Genomic DNA, 16135 nt, shown 5'->3' with positions numbered 1-16135 from the left:
AGGCAGGCAGGAGCGTCTTTCGCCCGCAGCGTCGGGCACCGGGGGGAGTGAATGCGTCTCGCGATCGATCCGCGCAGCTGGCGATTGCTCCGCCGCCTGCCGCATTCCAGCCTGTTGAGCCTGACCGAGCTCGTGCTGCTCATCCTGCTTGCGGTGCAGTGCGCGCGGTTGTTCTGGGCCCTCGTCACGCCGATCGGCCCGCTTGGCGACTGGCGGCCTGCTCAGGGCCCGGACGCAGAGCGCGGGCGCGCGGTGCTGGCGAGCGGCTTCGATCCCTTCTTCAGGATGGGCGATGCCGGCGGCCCGACGCTCGTTACGTCACTGCAGCTGAAGCTGTTCGGCGTCCGCGTCAACGAAGCGACCGGCCTCGGCTCGGCGATCATCGCGGAGGCGGACAATGTCCAGACCAGCTATTCGGTCGGCGAGGCGATTCAGCCGGGTGTCGTCCTGAAATCGGTTGGCTACGACAATGTCGTGATCGCGCATGACGGGCGGGACGAGACGCTCTATCTCGACCAGTCGGGGGAAGCGCCGGTCGCGGCACCTGTCGCACCGGTGCCGGCGAACGTCACGCTGCTGAGCGCCCCGGCGCCCGCGGCAGCCACCGGCGGAGCGGTGACGCTCGCGCAGCTCCAGTCGCAGCTGACCCTTGCGCCGCGGCAGGCCGGCGGCCGTGTGACCGGCCTGATGCCGCGCGGCGATCCCAGTTTCCTTGCGCGCTTGGGGCTCCAGCCGGGCGATGTGGTCGTACAGATCGCCGGCCGCCCGGTTGGCGGGCTCGATGACCTCCGGCGCGCCGCGGCCGGTCTCGCCCAAGGCGGCACGCTCTCGGTCGCGGTCGAGCGCGGGGCGCAGGTCGTCCCCATCGCGATCAGCATTTCAGGACAATGATGCGTCAGTTCCTTCTTCCCGCCATCGTGCTGGCCGCAGCCGGCCCCGCCGCCGCGCAATATTCGCTGAACGTCCGCGACGCCGATATCCGCGCCTTCATCCAGGATGCGGCGAAGGTGACCGGCCGCACCTTCATCATCGACCAGCGCGTGCAGGGGAAAGTCTCGGTCGTCACCGACCGGCCGCTCAGCCGCTCCGAATATTTCGAGGTGTTCCTGTCGACACTGCGCGCCAACGGCCTGGTCGCGGTGCCGGCGCCCGGGGGAGCGTTTCGCGTCCAGCCGCTCGAAGGTGCCGCCACCCAGCCGAGCCGGGTCGGGACGCCTGGCGCCTCGAATGCGCTGGTGACCGAGATTTTCCGCCTGCGGTCGATCGATGCGCCGAGCGCCGTGGAGACGGTGCGGCCGCTGGTCAGCCCGCAGGGATCGGTGACCGCCAACCGCGCCGGCAATTCGCTGGTCGTGGTCGATTTCGGCGACAATGTCCGCCGCGTCCGCGAAGTGCTGCGCCGGATCGATCAGGACAGCGCCGCGACGACCCTGGTGCCGCTGAAGAACGCCGGGGCGCGCGAGGTCGCCCAGTCGCTTGGGCAATTGGTCGGCGGTGCGCCGGGCGGGCAGGGCGGCCCGGGTGCGGCCGCAAGCATCGTCGCCGTCGACAGCTCCAACTCGATCGTGCTGCGCGGCGATCCGGGCACGGTCGCCCGGCTGGCGGCGATCGCGCGCGACCTTGACACGCGTGCCGCGAACGGCACCGAAGTTCGCGTCTATTGGCTGCAGAATGCGGACGCCGAGCTGCTGCTGCCGGTGCTCCAGCAGCTGACCGGGCAGCCCGTCACCCAGCCTGCTGCGCCGCGTGGCCTGACCCCGGTCAACCCGCGCGCGGGGCGGATGGGAGCGAACACCGTCACCGAGCCGCCGATCGTCAACGCGCCCGAGCCGGTTCCGTCCGCCGCGGCGGCGGCGCCGACCGGCGAGAGCATCATCGGCCGCAGCCAGGCGATCGTCACCCGCTTCGAAGGCGCCAACGCGATCATCATCGCCGCCAATCCGGAGACCCAGCGCACGCTGGGCGAAGTGATCCGCCAGCTCGACGTGCGCCGCGATCAGGTGCTGGTCGAGGCGATCATCGTCGAGATTTCCGACAGCCTGGCGAAACGGCTGGGCGTGCAATTCCTGCTCGGCGGCGAGCCGGGCAGCGACATTCCGTTCGCCGTCACCAATTACTCGAACGCCGCGCCCAATATCCTGACCATCGCCGGCGCGGTCGGGGCACGGCAGCTCGACCGGCAGACGACCGTCACCAACGGCAATATCACGACGACCAGCACCAGCAGCCCCGCCTCGGATCAACTCGCCCAGGCAGCGGTCAACTCGATCCTGAACGCGACCGGCGGCATCGGCGGATTCGCGACCAATCTCGGCCGCGACGGCATTTTCGGCGCGATCATCAACGCGGTCCGATCGGACAGCACCTCCAACATCCTGTCCACGCCGTCGATCATGACGCTCGACAATCAGGAAGCGCGAATCCTGGTCGGGCAGGAGATTCCGATCACCACCGGGCAGGCGCTGTCGAACAACTTCGACAACGCCTTCCGCACCGTCCAGCGCGAGAATGTCGGCATCCAGCTGCAGGTGCGCCCACAGATCAACGAAGGCGGCGCGATCAAGCTGGCGTTGAGGCAGGAAGTCAGCTCGATCGCGGGCCCGGTCTCCAATGACAATAGCGAGCTGATCCTCAACAAGCGCGAGATCGAGACGACGGTGACCGTCGACAATGGCGAGATCATCGCGCTGGGCGGGCTGCTGGACGACAATGAGCGGCGCACGCTCGAGCGGATTCCGCTGCTGAGCGACATTCCGCTGCTGGGCGAGCTGTTCAAGTCCCGCTCCAAATCGCGGATGAAGACCAACCTGATGGTGTTCATCCGCCCGACCATCCTGCGCTCCGCCGCCGATGCGCGCGCGCTGGCCGAGCGCCGCTACGGCTATGTTCGCGAGCGGCAGCTGCTGCAGCGGCCGGATCAGGAGCCGAGCATCGACGAACTGGTCCGCGAATATATGGGCGCGGCGCCGCCGGTCCCGCCGGTCGACCTGCCCGGCAGCACGCCGCCGCCGCTGGCCCCGCCGCAGGTGATCACGCCCGAGGTGCACCGCTCGACGACGACGATCCAGCCAACGCGGCCGCCCCGCGAGCGCAGGAAATGAGCGAATTCCACAGTGTTCCGGCGCAGGCCGGAACTGCTGAGCTCCGGCCTTCGCTGGAGCACGGCGGTAGCGCGATCCCCATCATCAGTGTCCCCTACGCCTTCGCGCGCAAGTTCGGCGTCGTGCTGCTGGAGCCGGACGGCGAGCGCTTCCGCGCCGCGCTGCGCGAAGGCAGCGACCCGCGCGCGCTGCTCGAAGTGCGCCGGCACCTCGGCCAGCCGATGGCGGTCGAGACCGTCCCCGCGGACGCTTTCGACAAGCTCCTGTCCGACCGCTACGCGTTCGGCGGCGAAGCGGCGGCCGCGGCGGCGGGGTCGCTCGGCCTCGGTGACGATCTCGCGCTGATCGCGGGCGACCTGCCGACCGCCGACGACCTGCTCGATTCCTCCGACGACGCGCCCGCGATCCGGCTGATCAACGGCATCATTGCCGACGCGGTGCGGCAGGGCGTGTCCGATATCCATGTCGAGCCGTACGAGACCTGGCTGATCGTCCGCATGCGCATCGACGGCGTGCTGCGCGAGACGCTGCGCATGCCCGCGCATGTCGCCCCGGTGCTGGTGAGCCGCATCAAGGTGATGGCCCGTCTCGACATTGCCGAGCGGCGCGTGCCGCAGGACGGGCGCATCTCGCTAACGCTCGGCGGGAAGCTGCTGGACGTCCGCGTCTCGACCTTGCCCAGCCGTGTCGGCGAACGCGTGGTGCTGCGCATCCTCGACAAGGAGAATGCCGGCTTCGATCTCGCCGCGCTCGGCCTGTCGGAGACCGCCGAGGCGGTGCTGCACGAGGCGCTCGCCGAGCCCAACGGCATCATCCTCGTCACCGGGCCGACAGGATCGGGCAAGACGACAACGCTGTATGCGAGTCTCCGCCTGCTGAACGACGGCGCGCGCAACATCCTGACCGTCGAAGACCCGGTCGAATATGCGATCGACGGCGTTGGCCAGACCCAGGTGAACCCCAAGGTCGGCCTGACCTTTGCTGCCGGGCTGCGCGCGATCCTGCGCCAGGACCCGGACGTTGTGATGGTGGGCGAAATCCGCGACCGCGAGACCGCCGAGATCGCGGTGCAGGCGTCGTTGACCGGGCATCTGGTGCTCTCGACCGTCCACACCAACGATGCGGTGGGCGCGATCACGCGGATGCGCGACGTGAAGGTCGAGCCGTTCCTGCTCGCCTCGACGCTGCGGGCGGTGATCGCCCAGCGTCTGGTGCGGCGCCTCTGCCCCGAATGCCGGCGGGCCGAGCCGGCCGGCGAGCAGGCGGCGCGGCTGCTGGGGCTTCAGCCGGGCGCGACCGTGTACGAGCCCGCCGGTTGCGAGGCGTGCGGCCAGACCGGCTTCCGTGGCCGCGTCGGCGTGTTCGAGGCGGTACGGGTCGACGACATCGTCCGCCGCCTGATCAACGAGAATGCCGACGAAGCCGCGATCGCGCGCCACGCCTTCGCCCGTGCACCCAGCCTGGCGGCCGCCGCGCGGGCGCTCGTTGCCACCGGCGAGACGACGCCGGAGGAGGCCGTCCGGATCACCCGTCGGGAGCAGGTGGATGCCTGACTTCGACTATCTCGCGATCGACACGCGCGGGGGCGAGCGGCGGGGATCGGTGGCGGCTCCCTCGATCGAGGACGCGCGCGCGCGGCTCGACAGCCGCAAGCTGTACGTCGTCCGGATCGAGCCGGGATCGGGCGCGCCGGCGTCGGCGAAATCCCTGCTCGCCTTCGGCCCGCGCAAGCTGACGGCGAAGGAGCTGACGCTTTTCACCCGCCAGCTTGCCACTCTGGTGCAGGTCACCCCGATCGAGGAAGCGCTCCGCACCATCTCCCGCCAGACCGAAAAGCCGCACGTGCGCGCGATCACCGGCGCGGTCCATGCCGGCGTGCTGGAAGGCCGCCGCATGTCGGAGGCGATGGCGCGCGAGCCGAAAAGCTTTCCCGCCCTCTATCGCGCGATGGTCAGCGCCGGCGAAAGTTCGGGCACGCTGCCGGTGATCCTCGGGCGTCTCGCCGACCTGCTGGAGCGCCAGGCCCAGGTGCGCGCCAAGGTGCTGACGGCGATGGCCTATCCGGCGGTGCTGGCGCTGGTCGCGCTGTTCGTTGTCGCCGCGTTGATGATGTTCGTGGTGCCGAAGGTGGTCGAGCAATTCGAGACGGTCGGCCAGCAATTGCCGCTGCTCACTCGCCTCGTCATCGGCGTCTCCGGCCTGCTGGTCCATTGGTGGTGGGCGATGCTAATCGCGGTGACGGCCATCGGGCTGGCCACCTGGCGCGCGCTGCAGGACCCAAAGGCGCGGCTGCGCTTCGACGCCTGGCTGCTGCGCTGGCCCCTGGTCGGGCGGCTGGTCCGCGATCTCCACGCCGCGCGCATGGCGCGGACGCTGGCGACGATGGTCTCGTCCCGCCTGCCGCTGCTCGAAGGCGTCGCGCTGACCACCGCGACGATCCGCAACCGCGCGCTCCGCGCCGCGTCCGAGGACATCGTCGACGCAATCCGCGGCGGCGGCAGCCTGTCCGCCGCGCTCCGCCGCGCGGGCGTGTTCCCGCCCTTGCTCGTCTATCTGGCCGCCAGCGGCGAGGCGTCCGGGCGGCTCGACGCGATGCTGGAGCGCGCCGCCGACTATCTAGAGCGCGAGTTCGACAGCTTCACCGCTGCCGCGCTGTCGCTGCTGGAGCCGGCGATCATCGTCGTGATGGGCGGCCTGGTCGCGACCATCGTGCTCTCGATTCTTCTCCCCATCCTTCAGCTCGAAACCCTGGCAGGCGCGTGATGTTCAGATTCTTCCGTCATCCCGGCGAAAGCCGGGCCCTACCTTCTCCCCCTTTTGCCGACGATCAGAAGGTGGGCCCCGGCCTTCGTCGGGGTGTCGAGGAGGGCTTCACCCTTGTCGAGCTGATGGTCGTGATCGTCATCCTCGGCCTGCTCGCGACGATTGTCGCGATCAACGTGCTGCCCGCGCTCGGCAAGGGCAATGCGGCCAAGGCGAAGACCGATATCGCGACGCTGGAACAGGCGCTGGAGATGTACCGGCTCGACAACCTCACCTATCCGTCGACCACCGAGGGGCTGCAGGCGCTGGTCGCGCCGCCGCCGGGGACCGCCCAGCCGCAGCGCTACCACCAGGGCGGCTATGTCAAGCGGCTGCCCAACGATCCCTGGGGGCACCCGTACCGCTACATCTATCCCGGCCAGCACGGCGCGTTCGACGTCTTCTCCTACGGCGCCGATGACAAGGAAGGCGGCGAGGGCGAGAATGCCGATATCGGCAATTGGCAGTAGGACCGAGTGCTCCGGCCAAGGCCGGAGCGCAGCGTCCAGAGATCCGGCCTCCGCCGGGGCAATTTCGCGCCCGCGCGAAAATGGCTTCACCCTGATCGAGCTGATGATCGTGCTCGCGATCATGGGGCTGGTCGCGACGGGGGTGATCGTCGCGATGCCGGACCCGCGCGGCCGCCTGTCGCATGAGGCGGAGCGGTTTGCCGCGCGCACCGTCGCCGCGCGCGATCTCGCCATTCTTCAGGGACTGCCGGTCGCGGTCCGGGTGACGGCGCAGGGCTATGCGTTCGATCAGCGCAAAGGCGGTGCCTGGGCGCCGATTCCGGACAGCGAATTCCGTTCCCGGCCCTGGAGCCGCGGCACGACGGCACTGGTCGGACAGGGCGGAACGATCCGCACCGCCTTCGATGCCACGGGCCAGCCGAGCGCGCCGGCCTCGATCACGCTGACGCGGGGCGGCGAGCGGGTCCGCGTCGCGATCGCGGTGGATGGAGGCGTCCGTGTCGGCACGTGACGAGCGCGGCTTCACGCTGCTGGAGATGCTCGTCGCGCTCGCGGTGTTCAGCCTCGCCGCGCTGGCCTTGCTGCGGCTCGAAGGGGCGACGGTGCGCCAGACCGGCGAGCTCGACGAGCGCATGCTCGCCCAGCTCGTTGCGCGCAACCTCGCCGCCGAGACTCTGTCCGATCCCGCCCCGCCGCCGGTCGGCGCCGCCAGCGGCGAGGCGGTGAACGGCGGCCGGACGTGGCGCTGGTCGCGCGTGACCAGCCGCACGCCCGACGAGCGGCTGGTGCGGATCGACATCAGCGTGGCGACCAGTCGCGCGCCGTCCACGCTGACGATCGTGCGGCCCGCGACATGAGGCGTATGACGCCCCGTGCGCCGACGGAGGCCGGAGCCTTGCCACACGGGGCTCCGGCCTTCGCCGGAGCACAGGATCGCCTCTGGGGGAACGGATTCACCCTCGTCGAAATGCTCGTCGCGCTGCTGATCTTCGGCATGATCGCGGCGGCCGGCGTCGGGCTGCTGCGCTTCAGCGTCGATGCGCAGGACGCGACCAGGACCCGGCTGGAGGCGATGGCGTCCGAACGGCGGGTCGAGGCGCTGATTGCCGCCGATGCCGCCCAGGCGGTGCCGCGGACGACGCGCAACCCGGCGGGCGACCCGGTCCAGGCGTTCGACGGCTCTCCCGCCGGCTTCACGCTGGTGCGCGCCGGCGTCGATCCGCTTGAGGACAGCACGCGCGCGTCGCTGCAGAAAGTCGCCTACGCGGTCGAAGGGGGGCGGCTGACCCGCCGGACCTGGCCGATGCTTGACGGTGCCGCGCCCGATCCGCCCGCAACCCTGGTGGATGGCATCGCCTCGGTCACGCTCCGATATCGCTCGAAGGACGGCTGGCGCGACGTGTGGGACCCGATCCGCCCCGACCTGCTGCCGCGCGCCATCGAGATGATCGTGCAGCCGATCCGCGGTCCCGCGATGCGCTACGTCTTCCTGGTGGGACCGGGGGCATGAAGCGGGGCGAGCAGGGAGCCGCGCTGCTGACGGTGCTGATGCTCGTCTCGGTGATGGCGGTGCTGTCGGCCGCGGCGCTGGAGCGGCTGAGGCTGTCGACGCGCATCGCCGCCAATGCCGGCGCCATCGACCAGGCGCGCGCCTATGCGCTCGCTGCCGAAGAGATCGCCGCCAACCGGATCACGACGCTGGTCGAATCCGATCCGGCCCGCACGCCGCTCGGCTGGGCGGGGCGCGAGACCGGGCTGCCGCTCCCCGGCGGCGCGGCGAGCGTGACCGTCCGCGACGGCGGCAATTGCTTCAACCTCAACAGCGTGGTGACCGGCCAGGCGGGGCAGCGGCTGATGGCCCGGCCCGCCGGCATCGCCCAGTTCGAGGCGCTGATGCGGATCCTCGGCATCGGCGAGGGTGAGGCGGTACGCGTGGCCGCCTCGCTCGCCGACTGGATCGACAGCGACGGCTTTCCCCTCCCGCAGGGCGCGGAGGACGCCGCCTATGCGGGCGGCCCGGTGCCGTACAAGACCGCCAACACCCTGGTCGCGGACGCAAGCGAGTTGCGCGCCGTTGCCGGCGTCACGCCCGCTATCTACGAACGGCTGAAGCCTTGGATCTGCGCGCTTCCAACGACCGAGCTCTCGCCGATCAACGTCAACACGCTCACGCCGGAGCAGGCGCCCCTCTTGTCCATGCTGCTGCCCGACAAGCTCTCGCCGGACCGCGCCCGCGCGCTGATGATCGGCCGCCCGGCCGCAGGCTATGACAGCGGCTATGCCTTCTGGCGCACCTCCTCGCTTGCCGGTATCGCGCCGGGCGGCGACATAGAGGCGCAGACGGGCGTGCGCACGCGCTGGTTCGCGCTCGATCTTCGCGTCCGGCTGGGCGATAGCGAGGTCGTGGAAACCGCGCTGATCGATGCGAGCGTACCGCCGGCGCGGCTGGTGCGGCGAAGCTGGGGAGGGGGGATGTGAGCACGCTGATCCTCTTCATCGCCCCGGATGACCGGCTCGCCGGCTGGTGGATCGCGGACGATGGCGGCGTGACGTCGCGCGCCAATGCCGAGACGCCGCTGCCGCCGGACCTTCCCGACCGGATCGTCGCGATCGCGCCGGCGGAGGCGATGACGATCCACGTCGCGGAGCTCGGCAGTCTTGCGACCGCGCAGGCGCGCACCGCCGCGCGCCTGCTGGCGGCCGAAACCAGCGTCGCGCCGATCGAGACCCAGCACGTTGCGGTCGGCCGGCCGGACGGGGTGGACCGCACCGTCGCCATCATCGGCAATGGCCGGATCGCCGCCTGGCTCGAATCCCTCCAGGCGCATGGCGTCGATCCCGACGCGATCCTGCCCGCCGCCTTGCTGCTGCCGCGCCCGGACAGCGGCTTCGCGCGGACGCGAATCGGGGCGGAGACGGTGCTCCGCGGCAGGAGCGCCGCTTTCGCAGAGGAAGCCGGGCTGACCGAGCTGCTGGTCGGCGACGCGGCGGTCGAGGATTTCGATGCCGAGCCGCTGGTGCTGGCCGCGCTGGACGCGCCGGAGCTGGACCTGCGCCAGGGCGCTTTCGCCAGGCGGCGGCGCTTCCAGCTCGATTGGTCGCTGGCCCGGCGACTGGCGCTGCTGGCCGGCGCGATCGTCGCTGTGACGCTGCTGACCGGGATCGTCCAGACCGTCCGTTACGGCTTCGCCGCCGACCGTCTTGATGCCGAGGCGCAGACGCTCGCCCCCGCCGCCGGACCCGCACGCCTTGGACCGCACGGCGCCGGCTTCAGCGCGGCGGCCGGCGCCCTGGTCGCGGCGGTGCAGGCCGTGCCCAACGTCGAGCTGGCGAGCCTGACCTACGACAGCGATGGGCTGCTCCGCGCGACCGTGCTGGCGCCCGGCGCGGCCGAGGCGGAGGCGCTGCGGAACCGAATCCGCGCGTCCGGCCTGACCGTTGAGGCGACGCCTTTCACCGGTGAGAACGGGCGTATCCGCGGCGAATTCAGGATCGGCGGGCGATGAAGGCGCAGTTCCTCGACTGGTGGCGCCAGCGTTCCGTCCGCGAGCAGCGGCTGCTGCTGGTCATGTTCGCGCTCCTCGCAGTCACGATCCTCTGGCTCGGCCTCTATCGCCCGATCGAGGATGCCCGCTCGCGCGCCCGCGACCGGCATCAGCAGGCGGTGGTGCGCCTCGCCGAGGCCCGCGTCGCGGCGGCGGCTTTCAAGCGAGCCCCGGTCCTGTCTCTGTCCGCGCCGCTGGCGAGCGTCGTCACCCGATCCGCCGCCGATGCGGGCTTCGCGAACGCGATCGTGACATCGCGTGGCGATCGTCGGGTGGCGGTGTCGATCGCCTCGGCGCGCCCGGCGCCGGTCTTCGCCTGGATCGCGGCGCTTGAAGCGCGCGGCATCGCCGTCGAGCAATTGTCCGCGCGCGCCAACGCCGATCCGACGCTCGCGGTCGACGCGACGCTGGCGGAAGGGCGCTGATGCGCGTGCGCCTGCCGATGCGCCGCGTGGTGCTGTTCGCAGCCCTGTTCGTGGTGGCGCTGGTCGTTTTCCTGCCGCTGCGGCTGGTGCTGGCGGGAAGCGGCATCGCCGCGCGCGAAGCGACTGGCAGCATCTGGTCCGGCACGCTCAGGGAAGCGCGGATCGGCCCCGCCCTGATCGGCGACGTTGGGGCGCGCGTGCTGCCGCTGCCGCTGTTGACCGGCGGCCTCCACCTTGAATTGTCCCGCCCGACTGCAGCCGCGGACCGGTTGTCGGGCACGCTGATCCTGTCCCGCAACCGCCGCGCGATCGAAGGCGCGACCGGCCTGATCCCGCTCGAGGTGTCGCTTGATGCCCTTCCGGCGACATCGGTCGAGCTGACCGACGTGACGCTGCGCTTCCGGGACGGCCAGTGCGATCGGGCGGAGGGGATGGTGCGGGCGAACCTGGCCGGGGGCGCCGGCTTCCCGGCCAGCGTGTCCGCCGCCCTGCGCTGCGATCGGGGCGCGGCGCTGCTGCCGTTCGTCGTCGCGCCGGCGGGAGCGCGGATCGAGCTGCGCATCTTCGGCGACGGCCGCTGGCAGGTCGGTACCAGCCGGCGCTGACGTCCCGTCGGCGCGCAGGGAATACAGGTTGACGCCCCGGCACCCGCGCCCCTATGTGCGCGGCCGCGGTTTCCGCCGTCACGGCGATCGTAGCTCAATTGGTTAGAGCGCTGGTTTGTGGTACCAGAGGTTGCGGGTTCAATCCCCGTCGATCGCCCCATTTTTGTAGCAAGTTCAGGGGTTTCTCCGTGACAGCCTGGGACCTTCCCGATTTCGACGACCATGAAGGCGTACACCTGTTCCGCGACCGCGCGAGCGGCCTGACCGCGATCGTCGCGGTCCATTCGACGGTGCTTGGGCCCGCGATGGGCGGCGTGCGCTTCTGGCACTATCCGAACCGCGTCGACGCGCTGACCGACGCGCTGCGCCTGTCGCGTGGCATGAGCTACAAGAACGCGATGGCGGGCCTTCCGCTTGGCGGCGGCAAGGGCGTGATCCTGGCCGACGCCGCCGGCACCAAGACGGCCTCGCTACTGCAGGCGTTCGGCAAGGCCGTGGATTCGCTGGGCGGCCGCTACGTGACCGCGGAGGACGTCGGCATCTCGACCGACGACATGGTCGCGATATCGAAGGCGACCAAGTTCGTTTCCGGCCTTCCGGTCGCGGAGGGCAGCGCCGGCGGCGATCCGGGGCCGTTCACTGCCTATGGCGTGTTCCTGGGCGTGAAGGCCGCGGTCAAGCGCGGCCTCGGCAAGGACAGCGTCAGCGGCGTCCATGTCGCGGTGCAGGGGCTGGGCAGCGTCGGCGGTCGGCTGGCGCGCTTCCTGGCAGAGGAAGGCGCGAAGCTGACGCTGGCGGACGTCAACGGCGCCCGTGCGGCGGCGCTGGCGAAGGAGCTCGGCGCCAGCGCGGTCGAGGCGGACGAGATCCTGGGCGTCGAGGCGGACGTGATCAGCCCGAACGCGCTGGGCGCCGTGCTGACCGAGCAGAGCATCGCCGCGCTGAAGGCGCCGGTGGTGGCGGGCGGCGCGAACAACCAGCTTGCGACGCCGGAGGACGGCGACCGCATCCACGCGCGCGGCATCCTGTTCGCGCCCGATTACGTGATCAACGCCGGCGGCATCATCAATGTCGGCCTCGAATATCTCGGCCGCGGCGACGAGGCGGAAGTCCGCTCGCGCATCCGCCTGATTCCGGACCGGCTGGAGCAGGTCTGGACCGAGAGCGCGGAGACCGGCGACCCCGCCGCCCGCGTTGCGGACCGCATCGCCCAACGGCTGATCGGGCGGGGGTGACGCCCAGCCGCTTGGCCCGCGCGGAGCCTGGCGCAGTCGAAGGGCGACTAAGGACTATTCCCTAGCTTCCGCTTGGCGTCCGCCGTCGCTACATAGCCCGGGTTCCATGCACGCGTTCGCCAACCCTGCCCGATTCCTGTCGCTTGCCCGGCCGCTGACGCCGTGGCTGCTATGGCTTGGCGCCTTGCTGTCGGCCTATGGCTTCTATGCCGGCCTGTTCCTCACGCCGCCCGACTATCTGCAGGGCGAAAGCGTACGGATCATGTACGTGCACGTGCCTGCCGCGTGGCTCGGCATGGGCGGCTGGACCGGGCTCGCGGTGGCGAGCCTGACGCAGCTGGTCTGGCGCCATCCGCTGGCCGGCGTCGCCGCGCGCGCGATCGCCGCGCCGGGCGCGCTGTTCACCGCGATCTGCCTTGTCACCGGCTCCATCTGGGGCAGCCGCACCTGGGGCACCTGGTGGCAATGGGACGGGCGGATGACCTCGATGCTGGTGCTGCTGTTCCTTTATTTCGGCTATATCGCGCTGGCGAACGCGGGCGACGAGAAGGTCGGCGTCTCGAAGGCGACCGCGATCTTCGGCCTGATCGGCGCGGTGAACCTGCCGATCATCAACCGCTCGGTGGTGTGGTGGAACTCGCTCCACCAGGGCCCCAGCATCACGCTGAGGGGCTCGACGATCGCCCCTGAAATCCTTTGGCCGCTCGCCTTCACGACCCTGGGCTTCACGCTCATGTTCGCCGCGATCGTGCTGATGCGCATGCGTACCGTGCTCGCCACCGCCAAGGTCGAGGCGCGCCTGCGAAGGCTCGCCGGCGCATGAGTCACTGGCCCTATATCATCGCATCCTATGTGCTGACGATCGGCGGCATGGCCGGCCTGGCGCTGTGGAGCTGGCTGCGCATGCGCAGGGCCGAGCGGCAGGCCGGTGCACTCTCGAAGCCGCTCGATGTGCGCGGGGGCAGGGTGGCTCAACAACCATGAAAGCCAAGCATCAACGCCTGACGCTGGCGCTGCTCGCGCTGGCGGCGCTGATCGGCGCGGCATTGCTCGCCGCTTCGGCGCTGCGCGACGAGGCCGCCTATTTCTATTCGCCCGCCGATCTCCAGAAGAACCCGGTGGCCGCCGGCAAGCATATCCGCCTGGGCGGCATGGTGGAGGACAAGTCGATCAAGCGCCTCGCCGATGGCGTGACCATCGACTTCGTCGTGGAAGACGGCGGCGCCAAGACTCCGGTGCGCTTCCGCGGCATCCCGCCCGATCTGTTCAAGGAGAATAGCGGCGTCGTCGCCGAGGGCGCGTTCGACAGGAGCGGCGTGTTCGTCGCCGACACGATCCTGGCCAAGCATGACGAGCGCTACATGCCGCCCGAGCTGACCCGCAAGGACGGCCAGGTCGAGCACAGGACGGAGACGCTGGAGCAATGATCGCCGAAGGGGGGCTCGCCGCTCTGTGGCTCGCGGCCGCGCTTTCGCTGCTGCAGCTGATCATGGGCGCCGTCGCGCTGACGCCCGGCCGCGAGGAAGCGGGCGCCATGGTGCGCCCGGTCGCGATCGTGCAGGGGCTGCTGACGCTGCTCGCCTTCGCGGCGCTGATCGCGGTTTTCGTCATGTCCGACATGTCGGTGAAGCTCGTCGCGGCGAACAGCAGCTCGATGAAGCCTTTGCTCTACAAATTCGCGGGCACCTGGGGGAACCACGAAGGCTCGATGCTGATGTGGGTGACGATCCTGGGGCTCGCCGGCGCCGCCGTGGCGATCTTCGAGCACCGGGTGTCGAACCGGATGCTGATCGCAACGCTCGCGGCGCAGGCGGCGATCGGCCTCGGCTTCTTCGCATTCCTGCTGTTCTCGTCCAACCCGTTCGAGCGGCTGCCGATCCCGGCGGCGGATGGGCAGGGGCTGAACCCGCTGCTGCAGGACCCCGGCCTCGCTTTCCACCCGCCCACGCTCTACCTCGGCTATGTCGGCCTGTCGGTGGCTTTCTCCTTCGCGGTCGGCGCGCTGGTCACGCGCGAAGTGAACGCCGCCTTCGCCCGGGCGATGCGGCCCTGGGTGCTGGCGGCATGGATCCTGCTGACGATCGGCATCACCGCCGGCAGCTACTGGGCCTATTATGAGCTCGGCTGGGGCGGCTGGTGGTTCTGGGACCCGGTCGAGAACGCCTCGCTGATGCCGTGGCTGGCGGCCACCGCTCTGCTCCATTCCGTGACCGTGCTCGCGACGCGCGATTCCCTGCGCGCCTGGACCGTGATGCTGGCGGTAGTCGCCTTCTCGATGTCGATGGTCGGCACGTTCCTGGTCCGCTCGGGCATCCTGACTTCGGTCCACGCCTTCGCGGTCGATCCGGAGCGAGGCAGCTTCATCCTCGCGCTGCTCGCCCTCTATATCGGCGGCGCGCTGGCGCTGTTTGCCTTGCGCGTCTCGACGGTCAAGGAAGGCGCGCAGTTCGAGGCCGTCAGCCGCGAAGGGGCGCTGGTCGTCAACAATCTGCTGCTGACGGCGATTCTCGGCATCGTCTTCGTCGGCACGCTGTATCCGCTGTTCGTCGAGGCCCTGTCGGGCGAGAAGCTGTCGGTCGGCCCCCCTTATTTCAACAGCGCCGCCGGCCCGCTCGCGCTGCTGCTGGTCGCGCTGATGGCGGCCGGCCCGCTGATGCGCTGGCGCCGCGACAGGCTGAAGACGGTGCTGAACCGCATGGCGCTGCCGATCCTCGGCACCGCGGTCGTGCTGCTGCTGGTCGTAGTCTTCGCGCCGCCGATCGGCGTGCTGCCGACGCTGGGCCTGATCCTTGCGGTCGGCGTCGGCATCGGCAGCGTCGCGCCGCTCTGGGGCCGCAATCTCCGCCGCACGCCGCTTTTCACCTGGGGCATGGTGGTCGCGCACCTCGGCATCGCCGTCAGCCTGGCCGGCATGGCCTGCGAAAGCGCGTTCACGAAGGAGACGCTGGTCGCCGCGAAGATCGGCGAGACCAAGCAGGTCGGGCCGTTCAGCGTGCGTCTTGACGATGTCGAGCCGGTCGCCGGCCCGAACTGGACCGCGCTGGAAGCGACGCTGACCGCTTCCCGAAACGGCGGCACCGCGTTCGTTCTGAAGCCGCAATCGCGCAGCTGGCCGAACCCGCCTACCGAGACCAGCGAATCCGCGATCTCGACCCGGTGGGACGGCCAGCTCTACACCGTGCTCGGCAAGCAGGACGAGGACGGGCGCTGGCAGCTCCGCCTGTGGTGGAAGCCGTTCGTAACCTTGATCTGGCTGGGCGGCGGGATGATCGCGCTGGGCGGCGCGCTATCGCTGTTCGGCCGCGTCCGCCGCGAGCGCCGCTATCACGACCGGATCGCCTACGCATGAAGCGCTTCTGGCTCTGGGCGCCGCTGGCCGGCTTCGTCATCTTCTTCGGCGTGGTCGCGTTCGGCCTGATCCGGCCGGACAATCGCCAGATCGCGTCGCAGATGGTCGGCAAGCCGCTACCCGCCTTCGACTTGCCGGCCGGGGCGCCGGGCCGCACCGGCTTTTCCAGCAAGGACCTTCAGGGGGAAGGCCCGCGGCTCCTGAACGTCTTCGCCAGCTGGTGCGTGCCCTGCATCGCCGAGGCACCCGTGCTGATGCAGCTGAAGAACCAGGGCGTGACGATCGACGCGATCGCGATCCGCGACCGGCCCGAGGACGTCGCCACCTTCCTTGCCCGCAACGGCGACCCGTACGACAAGATCGGCTCCGACACCGCCTCGCGCGTGCAGCTGGCGATGGGCTCGTCGGGCGTGCCGGAGACGTTCGTCATTGATGCGAAAGGCGTGATCCGCCACCAGCATATCGGCGACATAAGGCCGGAGGACGTGCCGGAAATCCTCGCGCAGCTGGAGAAGGCGAGGTGAAGGGCTTCGTCTTAAAACCCTCTCGGAACTTGCTCGGGGAGGGGGATCGCACGAAGTGCGGCGACCGCGCAGCGGGCGG

Annotated in this window: 18 protein-coding genes and 1 tRNA gene; all 19 read left to right on the top strand. The window is 70.3% G+C overall.

The annotated features are described in order from the left end of the window. The first annotated feature begins 51 nt into the window (after positions 1-51). The 19 genes from GON01_RS00365 to GON01_RS00270 all read left to right on the top strand — a co-directional run bounded on the left by GON01_RS00365 (position 52) and on the right by GON01_RS00270 (position 16056). Positions 52-891, top strand: coding sequence for a type II secretion system protein N (locus GON01_RS00365; protein WP_157024993.1), 840 nt, complete (start codon positions 52-54; stop codon positions 889-891). Beyond that, entirely contained in the window at positions 888-3101 is a 2214-nt protein-coding gene (gene gspD, locus GON01_RS00360; protein WP_157024992.1) for a type II secretion system secretin GspD, read from the top strand. The genes GON01_RS00365 and gspD overlap by 4 nt, the downstream gene beginning before the upstream one ends. After that, a complete protein-coding gene (gene gspE / locus GON01_RS00355; protein WP_157024991.1) occupies positions 3098-4654 on the top strand; it encodes a type II secretion system ATPase GspE in 1557 nt (518 codons plus the stop codon). Before gspD ends, gspE begins: the two co-directional genes overlap by 4 nt. Next, a complete protein-coding gene (gene gspF, locus GON01_RS00350) occupies positions 4647-5864 on the top strand; it encodes a type II secretion system inner membrane protein GspF (protein ID WP_157024990.1) in 1218 nt (405 codons plus the stop codon). Before gspE ends, gspF begins: the two co-directional genes overlap by 8 nt. Beyond that, positions 5864-6373 carry a type II secretion system major pseudopilin GspG gene (gene gspG / locus GON01_RS00345; protein WP_157024989.1) on the top strand — a complete coding sequence of 170 codons (510 nt, stop codon included), beginning with the start codon at positions 5864-5866 and terminating at the stop codon, positions 6371-6373. Before gspF ends, gspG begins: the two co-directional genes overlap by 1 nt. Positions 6374-6434: 61 nt before the next feature. Continuing rightward, positions 6435-6884, top strand: a complete 450-nt coding sequence (locus tag GON01_RS00340; protein ID WP_309503768.1) for a GspH/FimT family pseudopilin — start codon at positions 6435-6437, stop codon at positions 6882-6884. Then, positions 6871-7230 carry a type II secretion system minor pseudopilin GspI gene (gspI, locus tag GON01_RS00335; protein WP_309503656.1) on the top strand — a complete coding sequence of 120 codons (360 nt, stop codon included), beginning with the start codon at positions 6871-6873 and terminating at the stop codon, positions 7228-7230. The genes GON01_RS00340 and gspI overlap by 14 nt, the downstream gene beginning before the upstream one ends. A 38-nt stretch (positions 7231-7268) precedes the next feature. Then, positions 7269-7883, top strand: coding sequence for a type II secretion system minor pseudopilin GspJ (gene gspJ, locus GON01_RS00330; RefSeq protein ID WP_408640887.1), 615 nt, complete (start codon positions 7269-7271; stop codon positions 7881-7883). Beyond that, positions 7880-8851: a type II secretion system minor pseudopilin GspK gene (gene gspK / locus GON01_RS00325; protein WP_157024985.1), complete on the top strand. Its 972-nt coding sequence runs from the start codon at positions 7880-7882 to the stop codon at positions 8849-8851. The genes gspJ and gspK overlap by 4 nt, the downstream gene beginning before the upstream one ends. Further along, the gene (gene gspL / locus GON01_RS00320) at positions 8848-9879 is read left to right on the top strand and encodes a type II secretion system protein GspL (RefSeq protein ID WP_157024984.1); all 1032 of its coding nucleotides are present in this window, start codon (positions 8848-8850) and stop codon (positions 9877-9879) included. Before gspK ends, gspL begins: the two co-directional genes overlap by 4 nt. Further along, positions 9876-10343 (top strand): type II secretion system protein GspM, encoded by a 468-nt coding sequence (gspM, locus tag GON01_RS00315; protein ID WP_157024983.1) that lies wholly within the window; start codon positions 9876-9878, stop codon positions 10341-10343. The genes gspL and gspM overlap by 4 nt, the downstream gene beginning before the upstream one ends. Continuing rightward, complete coding sequence (gspN, locus tag GON01_RS00310) at positions 10343-10948, top strand: type II secretion system protein N (RefSeq protein ID WP_157024982.1); 606 nt, start codon at positions 10343-10345, stop codon at positions 10946-10948. The genes gspM and gspN overlap by 1 nt, the downstream gene beginning before the upstream one ends. A gap of 83 nt (positions 10949-11031) precedes the next feature. Beyond that, positions 11032-11108, top strand: a tRNA-His gene (locus GON01_RS00305). Positions 11109-11136: 28 nt separating this feature from the next. Further along, complete coding sequence (locus tag GON01_RS16510; protein ID WP_181600140.1) at positions 11137-12183, top strand: Glu/Leu/Phe/Val family dehydrogenase; 1047 nt, start codon at positions 11137-11139, stop codon at positions 12181-12183. Positions 12184-12289: 106 nt separating this feature from the next. Beyond that, positions 12290-13006 carry a heme ABC transporter permease CcmC gene (gene ccmC, locus GON01_RS00290; protein ID WP_157024980.1) on the top strand — a complete coding sequence of 239 codons (717 nt, stop codon included), beginning with the start codon at positions 12290-12292 and terminating at the stop codon, positions 13004-13006. Next, positions 13003-13167, top strand: coding sequence for a heme exporter protein CcmD (gene ccmD / locus GON01_RS00285; RefSeq protein WP_157024979.1), 165 nt, complete (start codon positions 13003-13005; stop codon positions 13165-13167). The genes ccmC and ccmD overlap by 4 nt, the downstream gene beginning before the upstream one ends. Continuing rightward, entirely contained in the window at positions 13164-13610 is a 447-nt protein-coding gene (gene ccmE / locus GON01_RS00280) for a cytochrome c maturation protein CcmE (RefSeq protein WP_157024978.1), read from the top strand. Before ccmD ends, ccmE begins: the two co-directional genes overlap by 4 nt. Beyond that, complete coding sequence (locus GON01_RS00275) at positions 13607-15532, top strand: heme lyase CcmF/NrfE family subunit (RefSeq protein WP_157024977.1); 1926 nt, start codon at positions 13607-13609, stop codon at positions 15530-15532. Before ccmE ends, GON01_RS00275 begins: the two co-directional genes overlap by 4 nt. Further along, positions 15529-16056: a DsbE family thiol:disulfide interchange protein gene (locus GON01_RS00270; RefSeq protein ID WP_157024976.1), complete on the top strand. Its 528-nt coding sequence runs from the start codon at positions 15529-15531 to the stop codon at positions 16054-16056. Before GON01_RS00275 ends, GON01_RS00270 begins: the two co-directional genes overlap by 4 nt. Positions 16057-16135: the final 79 nt, after the last annotated feature.

The sequence above is a fragment of the Sphingomonas horti genome (assembly GCF_009753715.1).
Lineage (GTDB): Bacteria > Pseudomonadota > Alphaproteobacteria > Sphingomonadales > Sphingomonadaceae > Sphingomonas_B > Sphingomonas_B horti.
Note: the sequence above shows the minus strand (reverse complement) of the source record. Positions and strands in the feature narration are given on the sequence as shown.